This window comes from Enterococcus silesiacus (assembly GCF_001886225.1).
Lineage (GTDB): Bacteria > Bacillota > Bacilli > Lactobacillales > Enterococcaceae > Enterococcus_L > Enterococcus_L silesiacus.
This window is the reverse complement of the sequence record NZ_JXLC01000010.1, coordinates 1-13,370: the sequence shown is the minus strand read 5'-3', so window position 1 is coordinate 13,370 and position 13,370 is coordinate 1. Positions and strand designations below refer to the sequence as shown.

Genomic DNA, 13,370 nt, shown 5'->3' with positions numbered 1-13,370 from the left:
CTTTTCTATTTAGTATTTTTATTGGTTACGTAAATCCCGCAGTTAGTCTGTTGAAAAAAAAGACCTGCTCAAAAAAACTATTTTCTTTAGAAAATAATCTTTTTCAAACAGGTCTTGCCAGCCTAACTGTAACGAATCCTCGTATTGATATTTATGAATGCAATAAGCGAGCTAAATGTAAGGTTAAATATAGTTGTTCATCAAATGTTGCCGTTTTTTTGTATCTTTCTTCCAAATAATTACTGATTTTTAGACTACATTTGAATTCTTTTGGATATTTCTTTTTAACCGTTAAAACAATTTCTTCATTATCAAGAGAATTTGCGGTCTCATGTGTATTCAACCGCATCAAATAATAACGCAGATGATTCAAAAAACGTTGGTAATTGATAGAGTTCTCATCTAATTCTACTTGAAAATAATAACGAACTAGTTGAGTAATATCCCCCATCGCTTCCATATAGTCCATTGTAGTTTCCATTGATTCTTGGTCGAATTGGTAGTTTACAAAGTGCATGGCAATAAACACTGCTTCTGATTTTTCTAAAACAATTCCTTGTTCTTTTTCAATCAACGAAAGTGCTTGAAGACCAACCTCAATTTCTTTTGGATAGAACTGTTTAATTTCCCACTCAATTGGACTCCGTATTTTTAATTTTTCTTGATGGCGCTTGAATGCGAATAATAAATGATCCAGTAAACTAAACAAAATAACTGGATTGATTTCTCTGCCAAGCTTTGCTTCGCCGATCTTTACTATTTTTTCTACTAACAAAATTTCCTCAAAACTCGCTTCATTTAATAAAACAGCCATTTGCTTAACATTTATTTTTTCTGTAGGCAGATACACTTGCTGGATTAACGTGGGATCAACAGGATCGTTAGGATATGCTTGAAATCCCAACCCTTTCCCAACAACAATAACTTCTAACTCCCCATCAACAGCTAAGACAACATTATTATTGATTCGCTTTTTTATATACATGTTCCACCTCCTTACTATAAAAGCCAAAAGAGCTCGTCCAGTCTCTTAGAAAAATAGAAAAAATTGCTTGAGATGCTTCTTGTCTCACGCCTTTTTTATCTTTTTTCATAGAAACTAGCCCGCAGAGCTAGATAATATATGGTGACAACGTTCCGCTTCTCTTCAATCACATGCTAAAAATAAGAAAAACCATAACATAGCAGTCACGATAAAGAATCCTTTATCATTTTTGCTATATTATGGTTATGCCTGAAAAATCAGTAACAATTCCATCAACTATACTCAATATAACATGACAAGAAAACGCTGTCAATTCCTTTTTTTACTTTTCATTTTTTCGCTTAAGCTATTTTAGTAACGGACAGATCCGTTTTTTTGCACATACAATGACCGTAGCACTTGGATAGACACAAAAGCCTCAGGCTCTTTTTATCCGAATAAACGGTGGAAGCAGAAGCAATCCCTTCGGAAATAAGCTGAAATTCACAAAAATTTGAAGAGCAATTTTCGTGAATTCCTTCTTATTCTCGGGATTAGACGCTGTCTGTCCCAACCTCTAAGCTCATTCCTTATGAATAATTATTTCTATGTGCTTTCCATCTGTTGAACAGTAAATAAATCAACAATACAATGAAGCCAATCGGCGTGATTGTTTCGATAAGACTACCAGTATTTGGAAATTTTCTTAGTTCTATATGTGTTTGTTTTGGTTGTGCCAATTTTGTTTCTAATTCTTGCTCTTTTGGTGGTTGTACATTGGTTTTATTTCCGCCAATTTGCCCATTTACCTCTATTTCAGTGGTAGCGGCATAAGCAAAATCTTGATAAAAACCGATACAGCCTACCAAAAGAATAATCATAATGATGTGACAACTGAATTGTTTCATTGTTAATCACAGCCTTTTATTGAATTATGGCGTTACACCAAGAGTTGTACCATCTTTTTGGATTGACGTGAATTTCAATGTCAACGTATAGTTTTCTGCCGTAGTGGCTTGCTCAACATTTGCTGGCAAATCCGCAACCGTTGTACCTGTATAGTAGAATTTTGCAGAATTTGCATATGCTGAAGCAGCATCTGTAGCAATATTTAAGCGTCCATCTTTATTGGCTAAACGCATCCAAACAGGTGCGCTTGTCAAATCAGCTAACGCATTGTTATCAACTAAGTTAGTGGCTACAGGAGCCGCAACTAAACCGTCTCCTTTGGCATTGATTGTCAATGTGTCAACATACTTAGGCGTTCCATCCATTTTATTCAATGTCACAGCAACCCCACGACCAGAATTATTCACAATGCTATAATCAGCAGACTCAATGTTTTTGTGTGCACTTGCTGTCGTAGTGTGAAAGGCTGTTGCAGTATCAACTGTAACATTGATCCATTCATCAGAGCCTTCTGGGATATTCGTATTTGGATCTGTATTGTCTAATTTACCGATCGTTCCATTGATGATAACGTCCGCTGAATTTTCTCCATCAATGGTTTCAGCTGAAGCTAGTTGCGTTAATCCTGAGACACTTAAACCTAGTATCATTGCAGTAAGTAAATAGTTAGTTGTTTTCATATTGTTTCTCCCTCTGTGTGTTAGTAATTTATTTTTAACAGAAAACCTGTTAAATAACGATGTTAGTTATTGACACGAATTGTAATTCCAGCTTGTACTTGGCCACGTTTTGTCTTGGTTTTTGAATCATAAATCTCGAATGTAGCTGTTGCTGGATGATCTCCTTGAGCAAGTGTTTTCTCTAGTTTGGCTCCGTTTATTTCATATCCCGGCTGAATTGCACCAGAGGAATAAATTTGTTCATTATTGCTGTCTAAACGAATCACAACATTGATTGGATAACCGTTTTCGACTGGATTTTGAATGTAGAGACTGCCTTCACTGTTGCCATTTTCAAATACGGCCTCTGATTTAATGACCATATTGAACTTACTAGCATCCACGGCTTTTTGTTCAGCCTCTTTCACTTCTTTATCACTCATCTTCTTAGCACCTTTTGTCTCTGGTAAATACTCTCCTGAAACGACTTGAACAGGTTCAGTTTTGGTTGAATAATAGTAGTATACCCCTCCTGCTGCTACTGCTAGTAAAAGTAGTAATAGTAATATCAGCAGTCGTTTCTTTTTCTTCTTTTCTTCAGTTGGTTGGTTAGTTTTATCCATAGATTTCCTCTCATTCTTCATTTCTTTCAACTTTAAAAGTCATTTTATAGGTTGGAAAGATTGCTTGTTTTGCTGCATTAAAATACTTTCCTCTAAGCGTCAAACTTTTCTGTTCATTGACATTTAACACACCGATCGATAAGGGTGCGTTGGCTAGATCACTCGTTAAAAAGAGTGTATCTGACTGATTGTTATTGACTAGCAATTGCAAAGCAAGTTCATTTTGACCAACATTTCCACCAAAATTACTCAATAATAATAATTGATTCGCGTCCGTATTTTCCTTGCTTAGATTCGTTAGAGAAATTTTTGTTGCCGTGTTGCCTTTGTTTATGACTTGATATTCACTAGAGGAGATTTCACCTTCTTGTGTTGTACCAATGTCTTTATTTTGTGTCTGAAAAGCCATTTCAATCGGCACTTCGACTTTGATGACTTCCGTTACTGTTTGAAATTCAGTTAGAGGCGTCATCGTTAAAACAGCTTCTTCTCCGTGAACTCCTGCCACTCTCACACGAACATAATAAGTAGCTTCACCTTCTAGTCCTTTTAGCTTCGTAGTAAATTTTTGATTCTTATCTCCTGAAAGATCAGCGATTTGAGATTTTGTTTCATTCTTTGGAAAGTCTTTATTTTTACTATATTCTACTGTGACTTGTCGATACATTCCACCAAAATCAGCCTGTTGGTCAGGTATTGCTGCTGCTTCTCCATTCGAATAATCTGTCCACTTTCCTGTATCACTGGCTAGTTCACCATTGATGATGGCAGTAGTCGTTGTGACATTAGCTGTGAGATTGCTCAACTGTGGTTTTGTAGCAAATACTTCCGTATCAGAAAATTCACTTTCGCCAGCTTGATTGATAACAATCATTTGAACCCAATAAATTGTGTTTGGGTTCAAGCTGTCCACGTTGACATTGTAATAAGAATTAAATGCTGTGTTTATCTGGCCATCAAATGAATCTAACGTAACGATTTGCCTTGCATTTCTTAAATCATTTGCATCTTCTTCAGCAGAGAAAATGAAAAACTTCACTTCTGTTGCAGGACTTCCGTTATTGACCGATGAACCATAGAGAGAGACTGATGTATCCGTTTCATCTGCAGCAATCAATCCTAGTTGATTCGGGACATTCACAAACTCACTAAAAACGATTTTTTGCGAATTTCTCATGGCAAGAATCTCTTGAGCTGAAAATGGATCTTTAGAACCAGCTATATTCGTAAAATTTGTTCCTTGAACGCTTAAATCAGAGGCTTCTTTAAATATCTCTTGCGTTGGCGTAGTATTGGTCTTACTTGAAAAGGTCTCTATTTTTTGTAAATAGTTACTTGTAAATGCCAAGTTATTTACCCCTGTAGCACCATTTAACCCTAAAGTCCCAAGACTAGTCCCCGCAAATGAAACTCGTTTTGCCTTATTCATGTTGATAGCAAACAGACTGGAAGTATACGCTAAGAAGGCATTGCCATTTGCGACATCTATTGAAACATCCGCATTTTCACCGATATTCATTCCACCACTAGCAGTGTAAAGGTTGATCGGTAGTGGCAACTTAAAATCTACTTGAGCATTTTCTTTAAAATCAAACGTAATTGGTCGAGTCAGATTAGCAGCAAAAAATTGATTTTTTGAACTCGTAGATGCTAGTGTAACTTTGTCCAAATTAAAGACACCATTTTTTTCAACGATATAGCTTGGTGAGAGGGTACCATACATCACATTTCCATTCGTTTGTACATCAAGTTGAGCGTTTTCTCTGACTATGATTTGAGAAGTTCCTGCATGAGGATTAGCTGAGGCATTGCCGGACGACCAGATAAATGCTTCTGTTGTCCCAGAATGTTGAATTGAAGTATGACCACTTTGAATTTCTACGTAATTGATTTCTGCCCATTCCTGGGAATATGTACTCGTACCTCTTTGATCGATTCTATTTTGTCCCCGCATAATAACCGATCCGTTTATGTTATAAATCATTTGACCGTTTGTAGAATAATAATCAACACCATCAAAAATGATTGTCATATTAGCTGCTGATATCCCAGATATGATTCCATAATAACCAACTGCACCTGAACCATCGCTATTACCAAATTGTGTATTGCGAATCTCGATCACAGCATTTGCTTGGTTTGCATAAAAACCACTGGCAGCTGTACCGCCTTTATTGTATGTAATAATATGATTTGCACCATCTATGATCATCTTATCTTTAAGCTGATAACCAGCTGAGCCTAAATTGATATCATTCGTTAAACGAAAATTTAGTTTTTGACTATCCTTTAAATACTCAGTCAAGGTAGCTGCTGAATCAACCAACCAAAAACCATCTTCGTCTTGTGCAGCAATCTTTAATATATTCCCACTTTTTATTTCAGGTTTATTTTCACCTATCACGTTATTTATATCATTACTATTCGTTATATTATCAGTTTCAACAAACTCTTTTTCTTCTGTTGATTCCTGTGTGTCTGAAGAATCATCGCTAGTCAGCTCTGTTGATTCTGAAACTAATTCTTCCGTTGTTGACTCAGAGGTTGCTAACGTTTCCTCATTCGATTGTTCCACTTGCGATTGATCTATTTCGATAGCGTAGGACCAATCAATCGGAAAAATCATTGCGATGACGTATATGATTAAAAACAAATGAATCTTTTTTTTCATGACAGACCTCCCCTATTTTTTAATAGAAATTAAGCTAATAATCGCTCGCACTTCTATCATTGTATTGTAATTTACAACTGATTTCAATTTAATAACATTAGTTTTTTATTATTTATCCATTTTTCTTATCAATTAATTATTTTTTTTGAACTTTTTATAATAAATTAGCGCTTTAGCAGACTTTGATTTTCATTTAACAAAAGTTAAGTTTTTTTTAAGCTCTGGATCTGCCTTCTCAGTTTGCACTTTTTTTGAATAATTGCTTAAATTGTTCCACTTGTAAAAGAGCACTTGAATAAAATAATAGCGAGATTGGGACAAACAGATTTTAAGGTGCTACGATCTAACACTCTGAGTTAGATCGTAGCACCTCTTGAAAATATTGGAAATAGGCTGATGTCCACAAAAAACACTGAAATTTGAAGTACTTGCTTCTCAGAGTTAAGTGTCTTGTTCTTGTCTTTGCACATTTATTAATTTTTTACAAGTATTTCTAAATAGGCTCCTGTTTTTTTCGTTACCTTAAATTGGTCGACAATCAAAAATGTATCAAACATTTTTTGTAGAAAATAACGATCGTGTGACACGACTAACAGGGTTCCTTCGAACGCTTCTAGTATTTCTTCGATTTCTTCTCTGGTTTCAATATCCAAATGATTAGTCGGTTCATCTAATAAAAGGAAATTGACTTCATTATGCATTAATTTTGCTAGCTCTAAACGAATTTTTTCACTCCCACTTAAAAAACGAACCTGTTTCATTACATCTTCACTATAAAAAGAATAGTTTGCTAGTGCTTGGCGACTTTCTCGTTCAGGCAAGGAACAACTTTGGCTAAATGAAGTCAAAACAGTTTGATTGGGCTGTTCATAGTGAATGACCTGAGGTAAATAGCCAATATGAAGATTCGTTCCCTGTTTGATTTCACCACTGTCTGCTGACTCTAATTTTAAAGCAAGCTTTAATAATGTACTTTTTCCTACACCATTTTCGCCTATAATGGCTGAATGCTCTTTCCAAAACAACGAAAAGTCTATTTGATCGAACAAACCTTGAGCAGCATAGTTTTTGCTAACGGCTTTAAATTGAAGTACCTCTTTACCTGAACGATCAGCTTCTTTGAATTTCTTCCCTAATTTCGCGCTTTCATCTTTAGGCTTAGGGATTTTCTGAATCTTTTCTAAACGTTTTTCCAGTTCTTTGGCTTTTTTGAAAAATTTTTCATTATCTCCTTCATAACCCCACTGACGAAATCGGCGAATTGTCAGTTTGATTTTTTTAATTTCCTTTTGCTGTTCTGTAAAATCTTTTCTCAGCTTTTCAAGCTGCTCTTCCTTTTGTCTCTTATAAGCTGAATAATTGCCTTTATATTTCTCTAATCGCCCTGATTCTAGCTCTACAATTTTATCTACCGTATGGTCTAAAAATAAACGATCGTGTGACACGATTAAATATGCTGTTTTCTCATGAGTTAAATAGCCTTCTAGCCAAGTAATTCTTTTGGCATCCAAATGATTGGTCGGTTCATCTAGTAACACTAGCTCATTCTCTTGCAGTAATATTCTTGCTAGAGAAACAATCGTTTGCTCTCCACCGCTTAGTTCTGAAAGTTTTTTCGCCAGCAAATGAGTGATCATTAAGCCATTGGTAATCATTTCTAGTTTATTTTCCATTTCATAGCCGCCAGCTTGTTGAAATTCTTCTTGCTTTTGCCCATAACGCACTAATATTTTATCTAAATCACACGTTGGATCGGTCATGAGTTCTTCTAAATGTGTTAATTGATTTTGGATCGAATTCAGTAATGTAAAGGTTTCTAATAGATACGTTTTGACTTGTTGTTCATAAACTTCTGAAATTTGTGCTAGATAGCCAATACGAATATTTTTCTGGCAGCTGACTACTCCTGAATCAATTGCTTCAAGCCCAGTGATAATCTTTAAAATCGTTGATTTCCCTGAACCGTTGGTGCCGATCAGCCCAATTTTTTCGCCTTTATTTATTTGTAGATTTACTTCTTCAAAAAGTGGAACACTTCCATAATTTTTGGTTATTTTTTGTAATTGTACTAACATATCGTCCTCTTTCTGCCATTCAGACAGATAAACGGAAATAAACTCTCTTGTCTTTTATTTTCCTTTGCTTTACATTTTCACTAGTTATTTGGTGTACACAAAAAAGCTGAGCGAATTTCTCCGTTCAACCTTCGTCATTTACTAGTCAGTCGCACAACTCACTCCTACGGTTTTAGCCAGAAGCGAGCTCAATTAGCGAGTATCATGTTATTTTATGACTGATTGCTTTTTCAGTAAATAAGTCTGAATGGTCTGTTTTATTCAATTAATTAGCCCTTTTTGGACACACTTGTCCCTTGAGATAAAAAATTGGAAATAATAACATGACAAAAAGCCAGGTACTCCATCGTATACGAAAAGCTAACTGTTATTTTTGACATGTTGACCATTGTACTTATTCACCACCTTCGTCATTTCTTAGGGATATTGTAGCATGAACATCACATTTGTGCAAAACAGTTTATGCTTGATAACGACTCAATCGTTCTTCTAAAGTCCCTGTATGCAATTCAAATAAGTGATTATCGAAATCGTAGAAATAAATTGAGCTTGCCTCCCCCGCGACTCGTGGACGCCCCTCTTTTATTTCTAACCCCAAACTATTGATTTTCTCTAAGTAATCATCATATTCACTTTCTTCTATTTTAAAAGCAATGTGATTGTAAGTTTTAGTTGGTAAAGAATCTCCCTGCATGATCGCTATCCAAAGATCATTCATTAAGAAGAATTTTTCCTGCGCGATGGAGAACGTATTTATACCGCTAGAATAGACTTCTTTTGCACCAAATATTTTTTCAAAAAACAGGGTTGCTTTTTCTAAATCTTGAACAATGAATGTCATGTGGCTAATCATTTTTTTCACCTTCTTATGAGTTTAGTAAAACAGAGATACTGGTTTATTCAGTATCCCTGTTTTTAATTTGCTACATTGTTAGCTTTGATTCAATTCTAAACAGTATAAATAAACATAGTTTTATTTATACTACGGTTATTTGCACAGACAAAAACCACCATGCCAATAGATAAATTACTGGTTATTTTCTTCGCTATATAACGGTTTTTCAGGAGTATGATTTGATGATGTAATTTCTTTAAAAAGTTTATCATACTGATCTTTATCTATTTTCTGGATATCAGGACTATCTTTTGTGAGCTCAAAATATACTTCTTTATTATCTGAAGTAATTATTTCCACTAACCACTTATCTCTCTTAGTATAGTCATCGTTAGTAAAGATGTGTATATCTAGCTTTTCTCTTTCTAATGATTCTTTCTTAGTTACTTGATCTATTATATCTTCACATATTTCAGAGTCTTCCACATCAAAAACTATGCCTTCTGATTCATCTTCGCTCTCTGAAATACTTGTTTCATTCGTCTGACTTATATTCTCACTTGAACTACTATTTTTTTCTCCATTACTTTGACAGCCACTAAAGATCAATAATACTAATGGTAATATAACTAAACTGATTTTTTTCATCTTTTTTCTCCTTTAAATGTTCTATGTATAATCATATCAAGAGTAAGAATAGATAGCTAGAGTTTTTGCAGAAATATAGTTCAAAATTTATTTTAGACTATACATCACAATTGAGAATATCTAAAACTGCTCAAAATTCGCTCTATGCCATCCTCTTCATGCAGCTCAAGAGATAACCCATATAATTACCTAAGGAACGTTCTCGATCTGGATAGGATTCCTTTAACGCAAAAAATCCCACCTCAAACGAGATGGGAAGGCACGTAGCTAGTTATAGGTTAGGTTACTAATTCGCTACAATATTCACTAATTTATCTGGTACAACAATAACTTTTCGTACTGTTTTCCCTTCAATAAATGTCAGGATTTCTTCAGCTGCTAACGCTTTTTCTTCTAATTCTTCTTTACTCAAACCGCGAGCAATATTTAGTTTTGCACGAACTTTTCCATTCACTTGGAAAACGACTTCAACCTCATCTTCGATCAATGCGGCTTCATCGTACGTCGGCCAAGGTGCGTTCGTTAAGCTTTCGTCATTTCCGAGAATCGCCCATAGCTCTTCGCCAATATGCGGTGCAATTGGTGCTAGTAACTGAACAAAGCCTTCAATGTATTCATATGGCAACACGTCAACTTTGTTGGCTTCATTGACAAAGACCATCAATTGCGAGATTGCTGTATTGAAGTGCAGATTTTCCATATCTTCGGTCACTTTTTTGACGGTTTGATTATACACTTTAGTCAAGCATCCATCATTTATCGTTGTAATACGGTCCCGCATTTTATCATTTTCGTCTACGATCAAGCGCCACACTCGATCTAAGAACTTACGACTACCTTCAAGACCATTTTCGCTCCATGCAATCGATGCATCAAGTGGGCCCATGAACATTTCGTACATTCTTAGTGTATCAGCTCCGTATTTTTCAACAACATCGTCAGGATTCACGACATTTTTCAAAGATTTACTCATCTTGGCTGGCGCTTCTTCAAGTTCTTCACCTGTTTCGATATTGACCCAAATACCATCACGTTTTTCAACCATATTCGTAGGAACAAGTACTCCACGGTCATCACGGAAGCTTTGGCCTAAGATCATTCCTTGATTATATAGTTTTTGATACGGCTCTTTAGTTGGTACAACACCAATATCATACAAGAATTTATGCCAGAAACGTGCATATAACAAGTGAAGGACAGCATGTTCCGCTCCACCAATATAAATATCCACCGGCAACCAGCGTTCTAATTTCTCATAGTTGGCAATTTCATTTTTGTTATGTGGATCGATATAACGTAAATGATACCAAGAGCTTCCTGCCCACTGCGGCATTGTATTCGTTTCACGTTTACCTTTTTTACCAGTTTCAGGATCAGTCACATTGATCCATTCGGTAATATTTGCAAGCGGTGACTCTCCTGTTCCACTTGGCTTGATATCATCCGTTTTTGGTAATCTTAAAGGTAACTCACTTTCTGGAACGGTTGTTGTTGTACCATCTTCCCAATGAATCACAGGAATTGGCTCACCCCAATAACGTTGACGAGAAAATAGCCAGTCACGCAAACGATACGTCACTTCTTTTCTACCACAGCCATTTTCTGTTAGCCATTGATACATTTTTTCATTGGCTTCTTCTTTATTTAGGCCGTCTAAGAAATCGGAATTGATATGAAGACCATCACCCGTATACGCGGCTTTTGTAATATCTCCACCTTCGATTACTTGGATCATTTCAATGTCAAACGTATCAGCAAACTCATAATCTCTTTCATCATGGGCAGGAACAGCCATGACAGCGCCTGTTCCATAGCTTCCTAAAACGTAATCAGCGATCCAGATTGGAATTTCTTTACCATTTACTGGATTGATTGCATAGGCTCCTGTAAAGGCTCCTGTTTTTGTTTTAGATAGATCTGTACGATCCAAATCAGATTTTTTGCTGACTTCTGCTTGATAAGCCGTAACTACAGCTTTTTGCTCTGGTGTCGTGATTTCATCAACTATTTTTAATTCAGGTGCGATGACCAAATAGCTAGCACCAAATAATGTATCTGCTCGGGTTGTGAAGACTGTTACTGTTTCATTGCTTCCTTTGATCTTGAAGTCAACATTGGCTCCCTCAGAACGTCCAATCCAATTACGTTGCATATCTTTAATATTCTCTGGCCAATCAACCAAATCTAGATCATCCAGTAAGCGATCTGCATAGGCTGTGATTTTAAGCATCCATTGACGCATTGGTTTTCTAACAACATCGTAGCCGCCGCGCTCGCTTTTGCCATCGATCACTTCTTCATTTGAAATAACTGTTCCAAGTTCTGGCACCCAGTTTACCGCTACTTCTGCTTCATAAGCCAAATCATGTTCATATAGCTTGGTAAAAATCCACTGTGTCCATTTATAATACTCAGGATCTGTCGTATTAATTTCGCGATTCCAATCATAACTAAAACCTAAGGAATTAATTTGACGTTTGAATGTTTCAATATTTTTTTTTGTGAATTCAGCTGGATCGTTTCCTGTATCCAATGCATATTGCTCTGCTGGCAACCCAAATGCATCCCAACCCATTGGATGTAACACGCTGTATCCTTGGCTTCTCTTCATGCGAGATAAAATATCTGTTGCAGTATATCCTTCTGGATGTCCCACATGGAGTCCTTGTCCTGACGGATATGGGAACATATCTAAAGCGTAAAATTTCTTTTTGCTAGGATCATCATGGGTAGTAAAACTATTATGCTTAGCCCAATATTTTTGCCATTTTTTTTCGATTTTCTTGTGATCGTAACTCACGTTTTTTCTCCTCCTATTTAAGTAGCTTTTGATTATTAGTTTTTGATGGTGGGTGGTTTACCTATTTCTTAAGGCTAGCCTTCTTCACTTTGTTAGAGTGGTAACTTTGGGGTGATTCACTAGTTAGGTAACTTCTCTCTCGTCGCACCCTTCATGTTTCATCATCTGTTTTAGATAAGATGATTAGCAGTTTTGGTTTTTACACTTTGTTCGGGTGCTGGCTTGGAGGTGATTCACTAGTTAGGTAATTTCTCTCCCGTCGCACCCTTCGTGTTTCATCATCTGTTTTAGAATAAGATGATTAGCAGTTTTGGTTTTTTACACTTTGTTCGGGTGCTGGCTTGGGGTGATTCACTAGTTAGGTAACTTCTCTCTCGTCGCACCCTTCATATTTCATCATCTGTTTTAGATAAGATGATTAGGACTTTTGGCTTTTTACACTTTGTTCGGGTGCTGGCTTGGGGTGATTCACTAGTTAGGTAACTTCTCTCCCTTTGGTCGCCAAGTATTGTTCATCATCTGTTCTGCCGTTGGCAATCACAGTGATTCACAACAAAAAGTCCTACAGGAATCTATTCCTATAGGACGTAAATTGACAACGTGGTACCACCTAAGTTCACTTGTATAAATACAAGCCTCAACATTGTAACGGCTGTCGCCGATTTTACTTAATAAAGTGAAGATGATTGTTCAACTGTTTTCAGCCGCTCATCAGAATCGGAAAAATTCTCTAAGAGTCTGTATCCGTCACTCATTCAGTAAAATAACTCAAAGGCGAGTTCAAAAGCTTCTGTGCGTATTTTCACCAGCCATACGCTCTCTAAAACAGAGTTCTTTCTACTATTCCTTTTCACTGTTTATATATCTATTATGTGCTACCATACTACCAAATATTTCAGGCAATATCAATCGTTTTATTTAACTTTCAATTTTTGACCAATATAAATGACATCACTTGATAAGCCATTCAATTGTTTGACCTTTTGAACGCTTGTTCCATATTTTTGAGCAAGTCCCCATAATGTATCACCACTTTTTACGGTGTGTGAGCCTGCTGTTTGAGTACTGCCTTGATTGCCAGAAGAGCTAGCAGCGCCTTGGCTTTTTTTAACTACTAAACGTTGACCTGGCTGAATAATATCACCATTCAAGTTGTTCCACTGACGTAAATTAGTGATACTTATGC

General features: G+C 36.2%; 10 protein-coding genes and 1 other annotated feature. All 10 genes read right to left on the bottom strand.

Translation table 11 applies throughout. The features are described 5' to 3' along the window. Positions 1–151: 151 nt before the first annotated feature. Positions 152–985, bottom strand: a complete 834-nt coding sequence (locus RV15_RS08320) for a PRD domain-containing protein (protein WP_071877596.1) — start codon at positions 983–985, stop codon at positions 152–154. A 569-nt stretch (positions 986–1,554) separates the two neighbouring features. Then, positions 1,555–1,872, bottom strand: a complete 318-nt coding sequence (locus tag RV15_RS08315) for a hypothetical protein (protein ID WP_071877595.1) — start codon at positions 1,870–1,872, stop codon at positions 1,555–1,557. A gap of 24 nt (positions 1,873–1,896) precedes the next feature. Beyond that, on the bottom strand, positions 1,897–2,553 hold the full coding sequence (locus RV15_RS08310) for a hypothetical protein (protein WP_071877594.1): 657 nt from the start codon (positions 2,551–2,553) through the stop codon (positions 1,897–1,899). A gap of 62 nt (positions 2,554–2,615) precedes the next feature. Next, entirely contained in the window at positions 2,616–3,155 is a 540-nt protein-coding gene (locus RV15_RS08305) for a hypothetical protein (protein ID WP_071877593.1), read from the bottom strand. A gap of 10 nt (positions 3,156–3,165) precedes the next feature. Beyond that, positions 3,166–5,826: a fibronectin type III domain-containing protein gene (locus RV15_RS08300; protein ID WP_071877592.1), complete on the bottom strand. Its 2,661-nt coding sequence runs from the start codon at positions 5,824–5,826 to the stop codon at positions 3,166–3,168. A 473-nt stretch (positions 5,827–6,299) separates the two neighbouring features. Further along, the gene (gene abc-f, locus RV15_RS08295) at positions 6,300–7,901 is read right to left on the bottom strand and encodes a ribosomal protection-like ABC-F family protein (protein WP_071877591.1); all 1,602 of its coding nucleotides are present in this window, start codon (positions 7,899–7,901) and stop codon (positions 6,300–6,302) included. 460 nt (positions 7,902–8,361) lie between these two features. Further along, positions 8,362–8,754: a FosX/FosE/FosI family fosfomycin resistance hydrolase gene (gene fosX / locus RV15_RS08290; protein WP_071877590.1), complete on the bottom strand. Its 393-nt coding sequence runs from the start codon at positions 8,752–8,754 to the stop codon at positions 8,362–8,364. A gap of 174 nt (positions 8,755–8,928) precedes the next feature. Next, complete coding sequence (locus tag RV15_RS08285) at positions 8,929–9,384, bottom strand: hypothetical protein (RefSeq protein ID WP_071877589.1); 456 nt, start codon at positions 9,382–9,384, stop codon at positions 8,929–8,931. A gap of 286 nt (positions 9,385–9,670) precedes the next feature. Then, a complete protein-coding gene (gene leuS / locus RV15_RS08280) occupies positions 9,671–12,184 on the bottom strand; it encodes a leucine--tRNA ligase (protein WP_083429135.1) in 2,514 nt (837 codons plus the stop codon). Positions 12,185–12,762: 578 nt separating this feature from the next. Then, positions 12,763–13,047, bottom strand: a binding site (T-box leader). Positions 13,048–13,098: 51 nt separating this feature from the next. Further along, a partial coding sequence (locus RV15_RS08275; protein WP_139242994.1) for a LysM peptidoglycan-binding domain-containing protein occupies positions 13,099–13,370 on the bottom strand: 272 nt, incomplete at its 5' end.